This is a genomic window from Hymenobacter coalescens, assembly GCF_054783195.1.
In genome coordinates this window covers 37,190-55,359 of the sequence record NZ_BAAGRA010000007.1, presented here as the reverse complement: position 1 = coordinate 55,359, position 18,170 = coordinate 37,190, and the positions used below count along the sequence as shown (strand labels likewise).

Genomic DNA, 18,170 nt, shown 5'->3' with positions numbered 1-18,170 from the left:
GGCTACCCGCGCCTGCATTTCCCGTATGGGAAGCAGTTGACCTTGCACACCGTTTTCGCGTACTCGCCGCCGATGAAGCTTCTCACCGCCGCCCAGACCCGCCAGGCCGACGCGGCCACCATCCAGCACGAAAGCATTAGCTCGGCGGCGCTGATGGAGCGCGCCGCCACCGCTTTTACCGACTGGCTTTGCCGCCGCCTCTCCCCCACCGACGCCGGGGAGGTGCTCCTGCTCTGCGGGCCCGGCAACAACGGCGGCGACGGCCTGGTGGCGGCCCGGCTGCTGCACGAGCGCGGCTACCGGGTGCGCGTGGGGCTGCTAACTGCGGATCAACACTCGGCCGACTGGGAGCTGAATCGTCAGCGCCTGCCCCCGGCCATACCCACGGCGGAGTGGAGCACCGACCCGCTGCCGCCCATTGCGGCGGGCACTGTGGTAATTGACGCTCTGTTCGGCACCGGGCTGAGCCGGTCACTTTCGGGCGCGGCCGCTGACGCGGTACGGCACCTGAACGCGGCCCAGGCCCGCGTCGTGAGCATCGACCTGCCCTCCGGCCTGCTGGCCGACGCTCCGCAGCCCAAGGATAGCCCGGTGGTGAAAGCCCGGCACACGGTCACGTTTGAACTGCCGAAGCTGGCGCTGCTGCTGCCGCAGAACGCCGCCTATGTGGGCCGCTGGCACGTGGCGCCCATTGGCCTGAGCCCGCAGTTTTTGGCTGAAGTGCCGGCTGGCATGCACCTCGTCGACGCCGCCTTGCTGGCCGGGCGCCTGCCCGCGCGGCCGGTATTCGCGCACAAGGGCACCTTCGGGCACGCGCTGCTGCTGGCCGGCAGCAAGGGCAAGATCGGCGCAGCGGTGCTGGCGGCCCGGGCCTGCCTGCGCGGCGGCGTGGGCCTACTCACGGTGCAGGTGCCCGGCGCGGGCTACCCCGTGCTGCAAACGGCTGCGCCCGAAGCCATGTGCCTGACCGACGTCTGCAAAACCCACCTGAGCGAGCTGCCCGACCTGAAGCCCTACGCCGCCGTGGGCATGGGCCCCGGCATCGGGCAGGACGACGAGACGCGCGCCGCGCTGGAGGAGCTGCTGTGTACGGCTCGGGTGCCGCTGGTGCTCGATGCCGACGCGCTGAACCTGCTCGGCGCCAACCGCAGCCTGCTCGACCTGCTGCCGCCCGATACCCTGCTCACCCCGCACCCGAAGGAATTCGAGCGCCTGACCGAGCCGGCCCGCGACGACTACCACCGCCTGGAGCTGCTCCGGGCTTTTGCCCGGCAGTACCGCTGCTACGTGCTACTCAAAGGCGCCTACTCCTGCCTGGCGGCGCCCGACGGGCAGCTGTACTTCAATACCACCGGCAACCCGGGCCTGGCCACCGGCGGCAGCGGCGACGTGCTGACCGGTCTGAGCCTGGCCCTGCGCGCCGACCAGCGCCTGAGCCCCCTCTATGCCGCGCTGCTCGCCGTGTACGCCCACGGCCGCGCGGCCGACCTGGCGGCCGCACACACCGGTGAGGCTGGCCTCATTGCCGGCGACTTGCCTCCCTACATCGGTCCGGCGCTGCAGGAACTGACTACCGAAGAGACCCTGTAGCCCGAAAGGCCAATGCGCATGGATGTGCCCCCGCCCCTGCGCGCGAGCCCGCCGCGTTGGGGTCGGGTCGGGGTCGGTATGCTTGTCTACAAAGCGGCGGCCGCTACCAGGGTGGCCGCCTGCACCAGCAGCACCCCGTCGGCCAATAGCGCGAAGTAGTAATCGGAACGGGCTTCGTGGGCAAACCACACCACCAGGGCGGTGAGCAGCCCCGGCAGCACCAGCAGCGCGTGTCCCCACCAGCTCAGGTGCGGCAGCGCCAGCACCACCGAGGCCAGCGTGCAGGCCAGCGCCAGGTAGCGGCCCGCCTGGTGCCCGAGCAGGCCCGGCAGCGTGAGCGTACCGCCGCGCCGGTCGCCGGAGTAGTCCCGCAGGTCGAATACCAACGCCACGGCGAGGATAAAGCAGAAGCGGCGGGCAAACAGCAGCCCCACCTCGGCCGCCGTCAGCGGCAGCCCCGAGCACAGCGCGGGTAGCCACACCGTCACGGCCGACCACACGTAGGCAATGAGCAGGGTCTTGAGGCCGGGCCAGTCGCGCAGGCCGCGGCGGCGCCCCCCCGGCTCACGCGGCGGCAGCACCGGCCAGGAGTACGCCAGGGAAAGCAGCGCCAGATGCCCCAGAAACCACGTCAGGGTCCAGATGAAAGGACTCACCACGAACAACACGAGCACGCTGCAAGCCGCCGCCGTGACCACCACCAACAGCAGGCGTTGGTGTTCCACAATCCAGCGGCGACGTGGCTTCACGTGGGGCGGCAGGCGCAGGCTGCGCGGCCGGGCACCGTTCAGGTTGTAGACGAAAAGCGTGGCCGCCAGCACCAGCGCCGTCACCGTCCACGGCAGGGGCCGCTGCCAGTAGCGGGCCGAAGCAACCGTGAGGGCGGCGGCGGCGGCGGCCACCAGGCCGTTGCCGAACAGCAGCGCGTCGAGTGTAGCCCAGGCCCACCGCTCCAGGCGGCTGTCACGGCGACGGTAAACAAAGGGCTCGGGCATGCGGGGCGGCATCAGGCCGCAAATTATTCAATGAGCAATGAGCAATGAGGCTACCGCCCGCCCACCGGCGCAGTTACACCTTCTGTTCGTTATTAATGGCTCATTGGCAATTGCTCAATGCCCCTCACCCAAATTGCTCATTGTTCATTATCAATTGTCCTCCTCCCGCTATTTGCCTGTTTCCTCGTACGAGGCATCCACGGGCTTTGACTCCGGGGAGCCTTTCTGCCGCAGCCAGATGGTAAGGACCACGATGGAAACGATGCTCAAAAACTCGCTCTGCCAGTTCTGAAACGACTCAAACCAGAACCGCGCCGTGCCCATGTACTCCCAGTAGCTCACCGTCGGCTCGCCGTGGGCCTGCTGCTCAATGTTGTAGACCTCCATGCCGCCGAGCGCGTGCAGGGCAAACGCCCCGAGAAACAGCAGAAAAAACGCGATGCTCAGCGAGTGTTGGTATAGCCAGAGCGCGGCCCCGCCGGCCTTCACCGGCCCCGGGGCGTCGGGCTTGTTGGGGTCGGGCTCCCGGTCCACCTCTTCCGCCTCGTCGAGCTTCTTCGATTCGGCCGAGCCCTTCTGCCGCAGGCCCACGGTGAGCACCACGTAGAGCGCCATCTGCAGAAACTCGCTTTCCCAGTTTTCGAAGGTGGCTTCGGTCCAGTGCCCCGACTGTACATACTGGCCCAGGCTTAGCTTGGGTAGCTGCAGCTGCTGCAGCTCGTCGTTGTAGTCGTGCCAGCCGGTGAGCGTCTGGCCCACCAGGGTGACGAGCACCATGGTGGTGACGACCAGCGAAAGGCCATTTTGGTAGAGAAACCGCCGCAGAGGCGACTTCGGAGTATGTTGGGTCATGAGCGGAACCGCAGGGAAGGTGTTAACGCTACTACGCCTTCACGGCCTAAATGTGTTGGGCATCCTCCGGTAAACTCAACAAGAAAGCCCCAGCCGACGAGCGACTGGGGCTTTTTCCGTGTAAACCCGGAAGCGGGCTCCGTACTTCCCGGCCTACAGCACAGAAAGCTGGGCCTGGTGATTGTTCTTGTGGCGGAAGGTTTCGTCGTAGAGGTTCAGGCTGTCCTGCACGATTTTGTAGGCTTCCTCGCGGCCCATGAATTTCTCCACGACAACCTGCTTGTTTTCCAGGGCCTTGTAGTCTTCGAAAAACTTGCGCATCTCCAGCAGCGTGTGCGGGGGCAGCTCCGAAATGTCGTTGTAGTGGTTCATCGACACGTCGTTGGCGGCTACGGCGATGATCTTGTCGTCTTCCTCGTTGTTGTCAATCATCTGCATCACGCCGATGACCTTGGCCTCGATCAGGCACATGGGCACCACGTCGACGGAGCAGAGCACGAGCACGTCCAGCGGGTCCTTGTCGTCGCAGTAGGTCTGCGGAATGAACCCGTAGGCGGCCGGGTAGTGCACGGCGGAGAACAGCACGCGGTCGAGCTTGAGCAGGCCGCTGTCTTTGTCGAGTTCGTATTTGCCCTTGGAGCCTTTCGGGATTTCGATGATGGCATTGACAATGCCGGGAGCCTTCGAGCCGTAGTTAACGTCGTGCCAGGGGTTGAAATGAGCCATTAGTAAGTCAGTGGTAAGGAAGCACGGGATGGTGACCCGCTCTCGGTATTCGGGATGTTGATGAAAAAAGGGTGGTGCGGGCAGCTTCCCCTACGGCAACCAGGCCGCGGGCGTTATTTCTGTTTCGACAGCACGTCCTGCAAGGGTTGACCGGTGCAGCCGTCGGGCTCCTGAATGCGGAGGAAACGAGCTACCGTGGGTGCAATATCGGTAATCCGCGCCGGATATGCCGACTCCCCTTTCGGCACGCGCCAGCCCCAGAACAGCAGCGGCACGTGCGTATCGTAGGCGCCGGAGGAGCCGTGGGTGGTGCCCTTGTTTACCGGGTACGCGTACGACTCCAGCCAGCCGGGTTCCATCACCACCATCACGTCGCCGGAACGACTGGGCAGGTAGCCGTTTTCCAGGTACATCAGCAGCCCGCTTTCCCAGTGCGACTTCTGCAAATCGGTGGCGGCCACGGCGCGCATGACGCCCGTGAACTGCACGGCCAAGCTCACTACCTCCTGCTGTACCTGGTAGAGGTCGAGCTTTTTCTGCTGGATCAGCGGTCGGTTCAGGTACACCTGCTGGTTTTCGTAGCTGAGCACCCACTGGCCGGGGCCGTAGCGGCGCACCAGTTGCGCCTGCAGCGAGTCGCGCCAGATGCGGGGCCCCACCGAGCCGGCCGGAATGCGTTGGCTTTTGAGAAACTCCGGCGAGTGGGCCGCGCCGTGGTCGGCGGAGAGGAACACCAGCGCCTGTCCCTTGCCCACGGTTTTGTCGAGGTAGGTGAGCAGGCGGGCAATATCCTGGTCGAGGCGCAGGTAGGTGTCCTCGGTCTCGATGGCGTTGACGCCGAACTGGTGGCCCACGTAATCGGTGGAGGAAAAGCTCAGGGCCAGGAAGTCGGTCTGCCCGCGCTGCCCCAGTTGCTCGGCCCGGACGGCTTCGAGGGCGAAGTCCAGCGTGAGCGTGTTGCCGAAGGGCGTGGAGCGAATCACGTCCAGGTTGGCCGCCGCGGCGGTGGCGGGCGCCTCGCCGCCGGTGGGCGCGGGGGCCGGGGCCTGCGCGGGGGCCACGCCGCTGAGCACGGGCAGGTTGTGCGGAAACACGGGCTTCTGCTCGCCGCGGAAGGCCGCCTCCCAGGGCACGTCGTCGGCCGTGCTTTCGGTGTACTGCTCCAGGGGCAGCAGCGTCTGCCAGGGCTTGCTCAGGTACTCGCGGGCCAGCTGCCGGCTGTTGAACTGCTGCACCCACGCGGGCAGCTGCGGGGTGTAGAAGGTGCTGGTGATGAACGCCCCGTTGGCGTTGTCGAACCAGTACGCGGCCGAGGCCGCGTGGCCCGCCGGCAAGATGGAGCCGCGGTCCTTGATGCACACGCCGATGGTCTTGGCCTGGAAGTTGGTGGCCAGCCGCAGCTCGTCGGTGATGGTGGTGGTGAGCATGTGCCGCGGCGACATCTGCCCGGCCGCCGCCGTGCCGCCCACCGCCTGCACCGACTTGTCTTCGGTCACGTACGTGGCCTTGCCCGCTTCGCGCACCAGCCAGTTGTTGCCGATGATGCCGTGGCCCGAGGGCGTAGTGCCGGTGTAGATGCTCGCGTGGCCCGGCCCGGTATAGGTCGGCACGTAGTTGTAGTGGCAGTTCTCGAAGCTGAAGCCTTCCCCCAGCAAGCGGCGGAAGCCACCCGTGCCGTACTTGTTCCAGTAGCGGTACAGGTAGTCGTAGCGCATCTGGTCCACCACGATGCCCACCACCAGCTTGGGCCGGGGCAGGGGCTTGGCTTTTTGCGCCGAAGCCGAGACGCTGCCCAGCAGCGCGGCGGCTATCAGCGCGCCACTCAAAAAGGTATTTCGCATACAGGAAAAGCTGACCAGCGCCGCAGCCTGGGTCTCGGTCAATTTGGGGCCCCAAAGGTAACAGCCAAACGCTCACCGCCCACCGAACATAGCCGCCCCCCGTATCTGGTAAGGAAGAAGGAGGAATGAGGAAGGACGAAGGTGCTTCCCCGCTTTCCTCCTCACTCTTCCTTTCTCCTTCGCTGCTCCTCATTCCTCCTTCTTCCTTCCCTATGCTCCACGCCTCCGAGCACGCCCTTATCTTCGACATGGACGGGGTGCTCATCGACAACACGCCCTACCAGGCCCGCGCCTTCCAGCTGCTGTTTCGCGAGCTGGGCCTGCAGACCAAAGCCCTGCCCCTGCTGCGCCGGCTCAATGGCATGCCGGCCACCAACATTCTCAAAACCGTGTTTCGCCACCCGGTACCCGCCAAGGAGCTGAAGCAGTACGCCGGCCGCCGGGAGTTTCTTTACCGGGTGCTCTACTGGGAAAAGCGCAAGCCGCTGCCGGGCCTGGTGCACTTCCTCGAAGCGACCCGCGCCGCCGGCTTCCGCCTGGGCCTGGGCACGGGCTCGGCCCCCGAAACCATCGGCTACATCATCGACCACCTTGACTTGCGCCGCTTCTTCGACGTGGTGGTAGGCAAGGACGACGTGGACCGGGGTAAGCCCCACGCCGACACCTTCGCCGCGGTGGCCCGAAAGCTCGGCGTGGCTCCCGGCCGGTGCCTGGTGTTCGAAGATGCTCTCCTGGGCGAGCAGGCAGCCTATAAGGCCGGCATGCGTTGCCTGGCCCTCAGCACCGGGCTTAGGCCGGAGCAGTTTCAGGCCCCGCTGGCCGTCATCAAGGACTTTACTGAACTGACGCCGGAGCGGGTGCTGGCTTTGTTGGAAGCGCATCCCCAAGTCCCCAAACCCAGCAAGCAGCTGGCCCAGCGGAGGTACATGCACCTGTAAAAAGCCCTACCGGCCCGTCGCTTAAAGCGGCGGGCCGGTGGGGTTGAAGAGCTAAGCGCATCCGCTGTACGGCTACTCCACCGCGACGCGTCCGGTAGCGGCTCCGGCCCGCACCAGGTACATGCCTGCGGGCAGCCCCGCTACCGATATGGTCGTGGGCCGGCCCGATGCACCACTCGGCACGGCACGCACCGCGCGGCCCAAGGCGTCGTAAATCCGTATTTGCCCGGCCCCTGCCGGGGCTTGCACCTGCAGCTGGTTATGCGCCGGGTTGGGCCAGAGGGCCAGCGGCTGCGCGGCCGCAGCGGCCCTGCTGGTCGTGGGGCGGGCGTTGTTGAGGTACGCACTGGTGCCGGCCTGTGCGCCGCTGCCCGAGCCGACCACCACGTCCAAGTCGCCGTCCCCGTCGACGTCGCCCACAACTTGTTGTCCAGGGTACCCAGCAGCCAGTCCAGTGGTAGCTACCGGGGCTACTGCTCCGAAGGTACCGCCCCCGTTGTTGCGGAACAGCACCACCGCCCCCGTAGTATTGCTAATGGTCCCGGCCAGCAGGTCCAAGTCGCCATCGGCATCCACGTCGCCCAGGTTCAGATGATTAACTCCGGTGCCCACGCTGCCGATGTTGAGCCGCACCGGGCTGCCGAACTGCCCGGCGCCGCCGTTGAGCAGCACGCTGACGGATGAGCTGAACAGCGAGCCGACCAGTACGTCCAGGTCGCCGTCGTTGTCCACGTCGCCCAGCGTCATGGCTTCGGGGTTGATGTCGAGCGGCACCGTGGCAGTGCCGCTGAAGGCACCGGTACCGTCGTTGAGCCGCAGGGATATTTCGCCCGTGCCGGGGCCCTGCACGCCGGCGCAGGTCAGCACGTCCACGTCCCCGTCGTTGTCGATGTCGCCCACGGCCAGGTCGTTCGTGCTGTTGCCGTTGGTGCTGACGGATACGGTGCCGGTGCCGCTGAAGCCGCCCGTGCCGTCGTTGAGGCGCACGGCTACCAGCACGTTGAAGCTGCTGTACGTTCGGGTGGCCAGCAGATCCAGGTCCCCATCACCATCCACGTCGGCCAGGCTGGAGGCCGCGGTGACGGCGTTGATGGTGCTGCCCAGGTCGATGTCCTCGCGGCTGCCAAAGCCCGTGGGCAGCCGGCGCCACAGAAAAGCGGTGTTGCCGAAAGCGGCCAGCAGGTCGACGTCGCAATCCCCGTCCACATCGGCCAGGTTCACGTTCTTGCCGGGGTTGTTGATGGTAAAGCTCGTGCCCGAGCGGAAAGCGCCGGCCCCGTCGTTCAGGCGCAGCTTGAGGGCGGTAGGAGTCACGGAGAGCAGGTCCAGGTCGCCGTCGCCATCCATATCCGCCAGGCCCTTGGGCAGGAGTTGTTCGCCCAGCACCTCCGGGGCAGCTGGCGTGAAGGTGCCGCTGCCCCCCGCTACGGCCGTCGAAAAGTAAAACACCTGCCGCGGTGCGCTACTGCCCGCGGCGGGTGTGACGCTGGCCATGAGCACTTCGCCGGGTCGCAGGGCCTGCGTGGGCGTAAAGGTGACGGTGTTTCCGCTGCCCGTGACTGTGCCCGCTACCAGCCCGCGCTGCTTGCTGTAAAGCCGCAGGGATGCCCCGCTGATGGCTTGCGAGTAGGTGGCCTGCACGGTGGTGGTGCGCGATGCCGCGGGCGCATGGCGCGGGGGTTGAAGCGTCGTAACGGTGGTTTGGGCGAAAGCTGCGCTGGAGCAGAGGCCAGCGGCCATGAGTAGCGGTAGTTGCTTCATAGGGTATGAGCTGGTGAAGAACGAAACGTAGTGCCGGAGCCAGAACCCCGACACTGCCGTCGCCATACTACGCAAATGGCTCCGGTGCAGCTGCATTCCACCGAAAACCGACCGCCTGCCGACCACAAAAACGGCCCGCCTCCCTTGTGGGAAGCGGGCCGTTTCTGGTATTGCATGATCTGTCCTAGCGGCTGGCGGCCAAGGCTTCAGCGCCACCCACGATTTCGAGAATCTCGTTCGTAATGGCGGCCTGACGACCCCGGTTGTACGTCAGCTTGAGGGCCTTGAGCAGCTCACCGGCGTTTTCGGTGGCTTTGTCCATGGCCGTCATGCGGGCGCCGTGCTCCGAGGCGTTGCTTTCCAGCACTGCCTTGTAGAGCTGAATCTTGAGCGAGGTCGGAATCAGGCTTTCCACGATTTCCTCCTTGCTCGGCTCGAAAACGTAGTCCACGTTCGAGGTAGCGGCGGCGGTAGCCGTTTGGGCGGGCGGCAGAATGGGCAGCAGCTGCTCCGTACGGATGATCTGCGTGGCCACGTTCTTGAACTCGTTGTACACGATGACCACCTGATCGAACTGCCCGGCGCGGAAACCGGCCATGGCTTCTTCAGCCGCGGCGCGCACCGTATCGAACGACAGCTGCTGGAACACGTGGGTGTAGTTGCCCACCAATGCCCCGCGGCGGCCGAAGTAGTCGTGGGCTTTGCGGCCGATGGCCATGATGCTCACACCTCCGTTGGCGGCCTGCGTCGCGTAACGCTCCTGAATTACCTGGTTGACGCCCTTGAACACGTTGCTGTTGAAAGCACCGGCCAAACCGCGGTCCGAGGTAATGGCGATGATGAGCACGCGGCGCACTTCACGCTGCACGCCGTAGCCACCCGTTACGTCGGCGTCGGTCCCCTGCGAGAGGTTCGACAGGATGCCGTTCAGCCGCTGGGCGTAGGGGCGCATGCGCATGATGTTGTCCTGCGCACGGCGCAGCTTGGCCGCCGCCACCATTTTCATGGCTTTGGTGATTTGCTGCGTCGAGTTGACCGACTGGATGCGGCCCCGGACTTCTTTTAAGTTAGCCATGCTTGCTAAAAAAAGTTGTCAGTTATCGGTTGTCAGTTGTTAGTCTGGACGCCGCGAAGCCGGGCTTCGTCAGGTCCTAACAACCCACAACTGACAACTGACAACTACTTAATTATTTCGCGGCGTACGAAGCCGACAGGTCGTTGATTACCTGACGGATGGTGCCCGTGATGGTGTCGTCGAGCTTACCGGCCTTCAGGCCAGCCAGCACGTCGGCATGACGGGTGTTCATCACCTGCGTGAACTCCTTCTCGAACTCGCGCACCCGGTTTACCGGGATGCGGTCCAGCAGGCCGTTCGTCGCGGCGTAGATGATGGCCACCTGGTCTTCCACTTTCACCGGCGAAAACTGCGGCTGCTTCAGGATTTCCAGGTTGCGACGGCCACGCTCGATGGTGAGCTTGGTCGAGGCGTCCAGGTCGGAGCCGAACTTGGCGAAGGCTTCCAGTTCGCGGAACTGAGCCTGGTCCAGCTTCAGCGTACCGGCCACCTTCTTCATCGACTTGATCTGGGCCGAACCACCCACGCGCGATACCGAGATACCCACGTTGATGGCCGGACGAATACCCGAGTTGAACAGGTTCGTCTCGAGGAAGATCTGCCCGTCGGTAATCGAAATGACGTTCGTCGGGATGTAAGCCGATACGTCACCCGCTTGGGTTTCGATGATGGGCAGGGCAGTCAGCGAACCGCCGCCTTTCACGATGCCTTTCAGGCTGTCGGGCAGGTCGTTCATGTTGCGGGCGATGCTGTCCGAAGCGTTCAGCTTGGCGGCACGCTCGAGCAGGCGGCTGTGCAGGTAGAATACGTCGCCGGGGTAAGCTTCGCGGCCCGGGGGGCGGCGCAGCAGCAGCGACACTTCGCGGTAAGCCACGGCCTGCTTGGAAAGGTCGTCGTACACGACGAGGGCCGGACGGCCCGTGTCGCGGAAGAATTCGCCGATGGCAGCACCCGTGAACGGGGCAAAGAACTGCATCGGAGCGGGGTCAGCGGCCGAAGCCGAAACCACCACCGTGTAGTCCATGGCGCCGCCGCGCTGCAGCGAGTTTACGATCTGCGCTACCGTCGAGGCCTTCTGGCCGATGGCGACGTAGATGCAGAATACGGGCTCCCCGCGCTCGAAGAACTCGCGCTGGTTCAGGATGGCGTCAAGCGCTACGGTCGACTTGCCAGTCTGACGGTCACCGATGATCAGCTCGCGCTGGCCACGGCCGATCGGAATCATGGCGTCGATAGCCTTGATACCGGTTTGCAGGGGCTCATTTACGGGCTGGCGGAAGATTACGCCCGGAGCCTTGCGCTCCAGCGGCATGTCGTACAGCTCGCCCTGAATGGGGCCGCGGCCGTCAATGGGCTGACCCAGCGTGTTCACCACACGGCCCACGATGCCCTCGCCCACCTTGATGGAGGCAATTTTCTTGGTGCGGCGCACGGTAGCCCCTTCGCGGATTTCCGAGTAGTCGCCGAGCATTACGGCACCTACGTTGTCTTCCTCGAGGTTCAGAACCAGTGCCTGCAGGCCGTTCTCGAACTCAATCAGTTCACCCGATTGTGCCTTCGAGAGGCCGTAAATGCGGGCTACCCCGTCGCCAACCTGCAGCACCGTACCGACTTCTTCGAGTTCGGCTTCGGACTTGAAATTGGACAACTGCTCCCGCAGAATGGCGGATACTTCATCCGGACGTACTTCTGCCATGATGCTGACTTATAGTTGGGCTTGGTAGGGGTTCTCTTTGAAGGAGGTGCGCAGGCGGTTCAGGCGCGTGCGTACCGAGTCGTCGATCTGCCGGTCGCCGAGGCGCAGCACAAACCCGCCGATGAGCGAGGGGTCTACGTGCTCCTTGAGCAGCACTTGGCCGCCGGTCTGATCTTGCACCAAACGCTCCACGTGGGCGCGGAGTTCAGGGGTGAGCGGCGTAGCCGTGGTCACCTCTGCCGATTGGATGCCGCGGATGGCGTTGAACTGGGCCAGAAACTCGGGGGCCACAAATTCCAGCGCGTTTTCGCGGTTTTTTTGGGTGATGATGGCGAAGAACCGCATGGTCAGGTCCGACACCTTGCCGTCAAACAGCCGCCGCAGGATGGCCAGCTTCTTGTCGTGCTGCACGATGGGGTTGCGCAGCAGCAGCCGCAGGTCGCGGCTGCCTTCCAAGGTTTTGCCGAACAGGTCCATGTCCTGCTTCACCGTATCCAGCGTACCCTGCTCATGGGCCAGGTCCAGCAGGGACTTGGCGTAGCGGGCGGCGACTCGTAGTTCAGACATTGGGTTTGATCAGTTATCAGTTGCGGGTTGTCAGTTGTCAGTCTGGGCGCCAGAAGCGGGAAAGGGCTTCAGACAACTGACAACTGCTAACCGACAACTATCAACTCTAATTCAGTTTTACCTCTTGCAGGTAGTCGGTCACCAGCTGCTTTTGGGCAGTGGCATCCGTGAGTTCGCGGCGCAGGATGCGCTCGGCAATGTCGATGGACAGTTGCGCGGCCGTGTTTTTCACTTCGGCCAGGGCAGCTTGCTTCTCGTTCTGGATGGCTTCGCGGGCCTGCATGATCAGGCGGGCACCTTCGTCGGTGGCCTTTTGCTTGGCCGTCTCTATGAGCTGGTTGCTCATAGCGGAGGCTTCGCGCAGGATCCGGTCGCGCTCCTGGCGGGCTTCCGCCAGCAGCTTTTCATTGCCGGCCTGCAGGGCCTGCATTTCCAGCTTGGCCTGGTCGGCCTGACGCAGGGCGCCTTCGATGCTTTCCTCCCGCTCACTCAGAGCGGCCAGGATGGGCTTCCACGCGAAAGCACGCAGGATCAGCAGCAGGATAACGAAGATGGCGAGCTGCCAGAACAGCAAGCCGAAACTAGGGTTGGTAAGCATGGTCGCTTAGCAAAGGCTAGGTGAGAAATAGGTCTGGCCCGCGGCGCGGCAATGCGAGTGCAGCGAGGCCGCCCGAAACAACCCAATAACAACGCGAACCCGGCGCGCCCACCTTCCGGAAGGAAAGCGGGCGGCCGGGCTATAGGCGCTATTACTGCAGTTTCAGAGCAATCAGCAGGCAGACTACGACAGCGAACAGAGCTGCACCTTCGATCAGAGCCGCTACGATCAGCATAGCCGTCTGGATTTTGCCCGAAGCCTCGGGCTGGCGGCCGATAGCCTCCATGGCGCTGCCGCCAATGCGACCGATGCCGAGGCCGGCACCCAGGATAGCCAGGCCGGCACCGATACCAGCGCCCATTACGGCCAGACCAACAGCATTAACGACCTGCAGCAACAGAGTGAGAAGCATAAAACAGGGGTTTGGGGAGTGTGAAAAGGAAGAAAAATTCGAAAAAGGAAAGCGAAGGAAAGGGCGGCTTAGTGGGCGTGGGCCGGGGCGTTGGCATCGTCGCCGCCAATGCCGTGGTCGTGGTCGTGATGCTCTTCCACCGCGCCACCGATGTACATGGCCGTCAGCAGGGTGAAAATGTAAGCCTGCAGAACGGCCACCAGCAGCTCCAGGCAGTTGATGAACAGACCGAAGGCTACCGACAGCGGCGAAATAGCGACCGTGTTGAAGATGAAGATCAGCGAGATGAAGCTCAGGATGATGATGTGACCGGCCGTGATGTTGGCAAACAGTCGAACCATCAGCGAGAAGGGCTTCGAAATTACGCCGATGAGTTCCACCGGAATCATGATCGGACGCAGCCACAGCGGGACGCCGGGCGTCCAGAAAATGTGCGACCAGTAGTACTTATTGGAGCTGAACGTGGTGATGAGCAGCGTGATAAAGGCGAAGAGGAACGTGATGGCAATGTTGCCGGTCAGGTTGGCCGCGCCCGGCAGCAAGCCCAGCAGGTTGTTGAACCAGATAAAGAAGAAGATGGTCAGCAGGTACGGCAGGTACTTCTTGTACTTGGGCCCGATGGCTTTCTTGGCTACTTCGTCGCGAACGAAGATGATGATGGGCTCGAAGAACGACTGCAGGCCTTTGGGCGCCCGGCCGTGGTTCTTCTTATAACCGGCAGCAACCGAAGTGAATACGATCAGCAGCAAAGCAACGCTGATCAGCATGGACGCCACGTTCTTGGTGATGCTGAAGTCGTATACCGTCGAGCCGTCGGTGGTCACCAAGTGCTCGTGCTCGAGCTTCAGGCCGTCGTAGCTCTCTTTGAAGTCGTGGCCGAAGCGGCTCGACGAGAACACCGAGAGGCCTCTGCCGGGGCGGTAGGCGATGATGGGCAGCGGCAGGGTGATGTGTGAGTGGCCAATCGTAGCGAAGTGCCATTCGTGCGAGTCGCCGACGTGGTGCAAAATCATCTCGCCGGCGTTGAACTTGCCCTCTTCCGTGGCTTCAACCTGGGTGTCAGCGGTTGTAGAAACCTCTGTGGGGTGCTCTTGCGCGAAAACGGGCAAGGTCAGAATCCAGAAGAAAAGGAGCAGAAACCGCTTCATTCAGAATGATTTAAGGTCAGATGAATCCAAAACTATACCTCCTCGGAGCCCTGTTTTGAAAACGGGCGCAAGTTAGTCACGACGTTCCAGACTTCAAACCCGGTATAGAGAAAATACAGGAGGAAGAACAGGCCCAAAAAAGTCCAAGTGCTATGGCCTGCTTCGGCTCCGCCGCGCACTAGACAGGTTACAACAACCCCTAAAGCGAGTACCAAGCGCAGCGCCGTAGTGCTGAACCAGGCCGTCATGAGCGTCTCCGGGTCACGCCGGTAGGCCCGCCAAGTAAGCCAGAAGGTCAGGGCGGTGAGTAAGGCAAAGAACAGCAGCAACCAGTCGGCGCTCGGGTGTACCACTACCGCGCCGAACCGTACCCGCAGGGCGTAGATGCCGGCGCCGAGCAGGATGGAGAAGAGCAGCAGATTGCGAAGAAAGCGGTTCATGGATGCAAGGCGCGGGGAATCGGGCGCGGAGTCAAAGAGCGGGGCTAGCAGGAAGTCGACTTAATAAAAAGCGCCGCCGGAGAGTTCATTTGTCGCCGGAAACAGCGCGGATGATCTGGTACATGGCGGCGAAGACTCCTAATAAAGACAACACCACCGTGGCCCAGGGGCTCCAGCCCTGTTTCTCATCGAGCCAGACGCCGAGCCAGGTGCTGAGGCCGATGGTCACCAGCATCTGCATGCCAACGCCGGAGTAGCGGGCCAACTGGCTGTTGCGCTTGTCGGGCGGAGGCGTCGACTCGGACATGAATTTTGAATGAGGCTGCAAAGGTACGCCACGAACTCCATATCCGTTGCCAACCCGCACAAACTGAGGCTGCTTCCGCGCCTACTCGGGCCGTACCGCCGAAATTCGCGTACTTTTAGCTGATTTGCGGCGTTGTACCAGGTCCGGGGCATACCGAACGAAACGCCTGCCGACCAGCGTTTTCCCCGCAACTCATCCGTCCATCCACCGCTTGCTGCCCGTGCCGAATCCTGCGCGTCTTGCTTTATTTCCCGTCTGTGGCCTGCTGCTGGCCGGCACGGCCGCCCTGCTGAGCGGCTGCTCCGCTGAACGGCACAACGTGGTGGCCCGCACCTACCAGAACATTACCGCCCGCGACAACGGCTACTTCCTGGCCCGCGAGAAGATGCGGGCGGAGGAAGCCAAGCTCTACCAGGAACGCCCCAACGACTACAACCGGGTGCTGCCGCTGCTGCCCATCGTCGACTCGGTGAAAGCCGTGCAGCTCACGCCCGCCATGGACGAGGTAGTAAAGAAAGCTTCGTTGCCCATTCAGCGCCGTGGCACCAGCGACTGGACCGACGATGCCTACATCTTGATCGGCAAGACGCGCTTCTACAAGCGGGAGTTTGAAGAGGCCACCAAGACCTTTAAGTACGTCAACACCACCAGCAAGGACGCCAATGCCCGGCACGAGGCGCTGATCTGGCTGATGCGGACGTACATGGTCACCAAGCAGTGGGACAACGCCGCCTCGGTATCGGACCTGCTGGACAAGGAGCAGGGCTCGACGGCCAACGCCCGGGAGCTATTCCTGACGCGGGCCGAGTACTACCTGCACGAGGGCGACGAGAAGAAAGCCATCGAGAGCATTCAGAAAGCCTTGCCCTACATTCCGAAGAAGGATGAGCGCAGCCGCACGCGCTACGTGCTGGCGCAGCTGTACCAGAATACGGGCCAGGACAAGGAAGCTTACGCCGAGCTGAACAAGATTCTGAAGCGCAACCCGCCCTACGAGCTGGACTTTTTCGCCAAGCTCATGCTTGGTCAGGTCTCGGACCTGAACCTGGCCGACCGCACCCGCCTCGAAAAGTACTTTGCCAAGCTGCTGAAAGACCCCAAGAACAAGGAGTACCGCGACAAGATCTACTACGAGATGGCGCGGCTTGACTACCGCCAGCAGCACTACGACTCGGCGCTGAAGCTGCTCAACCAGTCGGTGCGGGCCAACACCACCAACCGGGCGCAGCGAGGCTACGCCTACTTGTTGGCCGGGCGCATTCACTACGAGAACCTGCAGAAGTACCGCCTAGCAGCGGCCTATTACGACAGCACCACCCAAAGCCTGCCGCGCGAGACGCCGGGCTACGCCGCCATCAAGGAGCGCCGCGACATCCTGCAGGACTTCGCCAAGCAAATTACCGTCATCGAAACCCAGGACAGCCTGCTCACGCTGGTGCGCCTGGACACGGCCACGCTGCGCACCCGGCTGCTGAGCTACGCCGATGCCGAAATGCTGCGCCGTAAACAGGAAGCCGACCGGCAGGCCGCTTTGGCCGCACGGGGAGCCAACGCGGGCACAACCGGGCAGGACCCCAGCCGCGCCGGCACGCCCGATACCGACCCGCTGGCTTTTGCCGGCAGCAACACCGGGCGGCAGTGGTACTTCGACAATCCCACGGCGCTTAGCACTGCGCGGGGCGACTTTGAGCGGCGCTGGGGCAACCGGCCACTTACCGACAACTGGCGCCTGAGCAGCTTGGCCACTACCGGTGCCCCTACGCCGGGCGGTGGCGCGCCGGTGGCCATTGGCGGGGCCGACAATTCCGTTATCAACCCCGCTGGCGAAGCCTCCAGCAAGCAAGCAACACCGGAGGATGAGCGGGCGGCCCTGGCAGCCCAGTACCGCCAGTCGCTGCCGTTCACGGCGGAGCAGCAGCAGCAGGCCGAAGCCCAGATCGGCGAAGCGCTGTTCGCGCTCGGGGCCATCTACAACCAGCAGCTGAAGGAGCCGGCCAACGCCGTGCAGACCTACGAGCAGCTGCTGCAGCGCCTCCCCCGGGGGCCACATACCGTGGAGACGTACTACACGCTCTACTTGCTCTTCAAGGAGCAGAACGACCCCAAGGCGGAGCAGTACGCCCAACGGTTGCGGCAGGAATTTCCAAACTCCTCTTACGCCCGCCTGGTGGCCGACCCGGAGTACCTGCGCCGCACCTCGGTTGCCAATGAGCACATGGCCGTGCGGCTCGATTCAGCTTTTGCGCTTTACAAGAAACAAGAGTTCAGGAAAGCCACCGCAGCCCTGGCCCGAGCGCGCAAGCTCTACCCGGACACGGAGCTGAACGACCGCGCCGAGTACTTGCAAGCCCTGCTGGTGGTGCGCACGCAGCCGCCCGTAGCCCACAAGCCGGTGCTCTCGGCTTTCCTGCGCAAGTACCCCGAAAGCCCGTTGGCGCCGCAGGTGGAGCAATTGCTGCTCACCTATAACAAGTACGAAAGCGGTATGCTGCCCGGGGCCCTTGCCTCGACGGAAAAACCGGTGGTGTCGTTTTTCCGGCCCGGCGAAGTGGACAACCGCGTCCGCATTCAGTACGGCGCCGACGAACTGCCTGCCACCAAGCCTGCTCCTACTCCCGCTCCGGCCGCAGCAGCGCCTGCCCCCCCCGCACCGACTACGCCCGCCGCTGGAGCCACACCGCCGCTGACGGCCAAGCCGGCAGTGCCGGCTCCCACCGATGGCAAGCTTGCGACTGCGCCCAACGCGCCCGCAACTCAACCGACGGCTCCTAACCCGGCTGCTGCCAGCCCTTCGCCGGCAGCCCCCGCCACACCGCCCGTAGAGCCTTCGCCTTACACCGCCAATCTGGCGGCACCCCACGCGGTGGCTATTGTCTTCCCCAACGATGCACCGGCCTTCAACGAGTTGGAGGCGCAGATGACCGCTTACAACAACCGGTTTTTCAAGGCCAGCAACCTGCGTTTGCAAAAGCAGCCGCTCGGTGCCGGGCAACAGGTGGTGATTGTGCAGGCCCTGCCCAACAGCAAGGTGGCGCAGAACTACGCCCTGAAGCTGCGTGGCCCCCAGGGTCCCCTGCTGAAGCTGCGCAATGCGGGTTACCAATCCTTCCTGATCGGTATTGATAACCTGCCTGTGTTTCTGACACGCGCCAACCTGGAGGAGTATTTACGCTTCGCCCAGCCCGTTTACTCAATTAAGAATTGAGAATCCAAAGCTGCGAATT

At 63.5% G+C, this 18,170-nt stretch carries 16 protein-coding genes; 3 read left to right on the top strand and 13 right to left on the bottom strand.

All coding sequences use genetic code 11. The features are described from left to right. Positions 1-72 precede the first annotated feature (72 nt). On the top strand, positions 73-1,590 hold the full coding sequence (locus tag ACYVKQ_RS05810; RefSeq protein ID WP_460576577.1) for an NAD(P)H-hydrate epimerase: 1,518 nt from the start codon (positions 73-75) through the stop codon (positions 1,588-1,590). 86 nt (positions 1,591-1,676) lie between these two features. Here ACYVKQ_RS05810 and ACYVKQ_RS05805 read toward each other — a convergent pair whose 3' ends face one another. From ACYVKQ_RS05805 to pafA, 4 genes are all read right to left on the bottom strand, one after another. Beyond that, on the bottom strand, positions 1,677-2,585 hold the full coding sequence (locus ACYVKQ_RS05805; protein WP_460576575.1) for a UbiA prenyltransferase family protein: 909 nt from the start codon (positions 2,583-2,585) through the stop codon (positions 1,677-1,679). A 168-nt stretch (positions 2,586-2,753) separates the two neighbouring features. Beyond that, positions 2,754-3,437, bottom strand: coding sequence for a DUF6766 family protein (locus ACYVKQ_RS05800; protein WP_460576573.1), 684 nt, complete (start codon positions 3,435-3,437; stop codon positions 2,754-2,756). 153 nt (positions 3,438-3,590) lie between these two features. Beyond that, positions 3,591-4,163 (bottom strand): inorganic diphosphatase, encoded by a 573-nt coding sequence (locus ACYVKQ_RS05795; RefSeq protein WP_460576571.1) that lies wholly within the window; start codon positions 4,161-4,163, stop codon positions 3,591-3,593. 113 nt (positions 4,164-4,276) lie between these two features. Then, positions 4,277-6,004 carry an alkaline phosphatase family protein gene (pafA, locus tag ACYVKQ_RS05790; protein ID WP_460576569.1) on the bottom strand — a complete coding sequence of 576 codons (1,728 nt, stop codon included), beginning with the start codon at positions 6,002-6,004 and terminating at the stop codon, positions 4,277-4,279. A 212-nt stretch (positions 6,005-6,216) separates the two neighbouring features. Between pafA and ACYVKQ_RS05785 the strand changes: the two genes are divergently transcribed. Further along, positions 6,217-6,942 (top strand): HAD family hydrolase, encoded by a 726-nt coding sequence (locus ACYVKQ_RS05785; RefSeq protein ID WP_460576567.1) that lies wholly within the window; start codon positions 6,217-6,219, stop codon positions 6,940-6,942. Positions 6,943-7,014: 72 nt separating this feature from the next. On the opposite strand, the gene ACYVKQ_RS05780 is transcribed toward ACYVKQ_RS05785, so the two are convergent. The 9 genes from ACYVKQ_RS05780 to ACYVKQ_RS05740 all read right to left on the bottom strand — a co-directional run bounded on the left by ACYVKQ_RS05780 (position 7,015) and on the right by ACYVKQ_RS05740 (position 14,946). Then, a complete protein-coding gene (locus ACYVKQ_RS05780; RefSeq protein ID WP_460576565.1) occupies positions 7,015-8,703 on the bottom strand; it encodes an FG-GAP-like repeat-containing protein in 1,689 nt (562 codons plus the stop codon). A 184-nt stretch (positions 8,704-8,887) separates the two neighbouring features. Then, on the bottom strand, positions 8,888-9,778 hold the full coding sequence (gene atpG, locus ACYVKQ_RS05775; protein ID WP_460576564.1) for a F0F1 ATP synthase subunit gamma: 891 nt from the start codon (positions 9,776-9,778) through the stop codon (positions 8,888-8,890). 112 nt (positions 9,779-9,890) lie between these two features. Further along, positions 9,891-11,474 (bottom strand): F0F1 ATP synthase subunit alpha, encoded by a 1,584-nt coding sequence (gene atpA, locus ACYVKQ_RS05770; protein WP_460576562.1) that lies wholly within the window; start codon positions 11,472-11,474, stop codon positions 9,891-9,893. Positions 11,475-11,483: 9 nt separating this feature from the next. Beyond that, positions 11,484-12,041, bottom strand: coding sequence for a F0F1 ATP synthase subunit delta (gene atpH / locus ACYVKQ_RS05765; protein WP_460576560.1), 558 nt, complete (start codon positions 12,039-12,041; stop codon positions 11,484-11,486). 106 nt (positions 12,042-12,147) lie between these two features. Then, the gene (locus ACYVKQ_RS05760; RefSeq protein WP_460576558.1) at positions 12,148-12,639 is read right to left on the bottom strand and encodes an ATP synthase subunit B family protein; all 492 of its coding nucleotides are present in this window, start codon (positions 12,637-12,639) and stop codon (positions 12,148-12,150) included. A 151-nt stretch (positions 12,640-12,790) separates the two neighbouring features. After that, positions 12,791-13,051 carry an ATP synthase F0 subunit C gene (atpE, locus tag ACYVKQ_RS05755; protein ID WP_460576557.1) on the bottom strand — a complete coding sequence of 87 codons (261 nt, stop codon included), beginning with the start codon at positions 13,049-13,051 and terminating at the stop codon, positions 12,791-12,793. A 68-nt stretch (positions 13,052-13,119) separates the two neighbouring features. Next, complete coding sequence (gene atpB / locus ACYVKQ_RS05750; RefSeq protein WP_460576555.1) at positions 13,120-14,199, bottom strand: F0F1 ATP synthase subunit A; 1,080 nt, start codon at positions 14,197-14,199, stop codon at positions 13,120-13,122. A gap of 32 nt (positions 14,200-14,231) precedes the next feature. Next, complete coding sequence (locus ACYVKQ_RS05745; protein WP_460576553.1) at positions 14,232-14,639, bottom strand: hypothetical protein; 408 nt, start codon at positions 14,637-14,639, stop codon at positions 14,232-14,234. Between the two features lie 85 nt (positions 14,640-14,724). Continuing rightward, complete coding sequence (locus ACYVKQ_RS05740; protein ID WP_460576552.1) at positions 14,725-14,946, bottom strand: AtpZ/AtpI family protein; 222 nt, start codon at positions 14,944-14,946, stop codon at positions 14,725-14,727. A 220-nt stretch (positions 14,947-15,166) separates the two neighbouring features. On the opposite strand from ACYVKQ_RS05740, the gene porW reads away from it, so the two are divergent. Next, the gene (porW, locus tag ACYVKQ_RS05735; RefSeq protein ID WP_460576550.1) at positions 15,167-18,151 is read left to right on the top strand and encodes a type IX secretion system periplasmic lipoprotein PorW/SprE; all 2,985 of its coding nucleotides are present in this window, start codon (positions 15,167-15,169) and stop codon (positions 18,149-18,151) included. Positions 18,152-18,170: the final 19 nt, after the last annotated feature.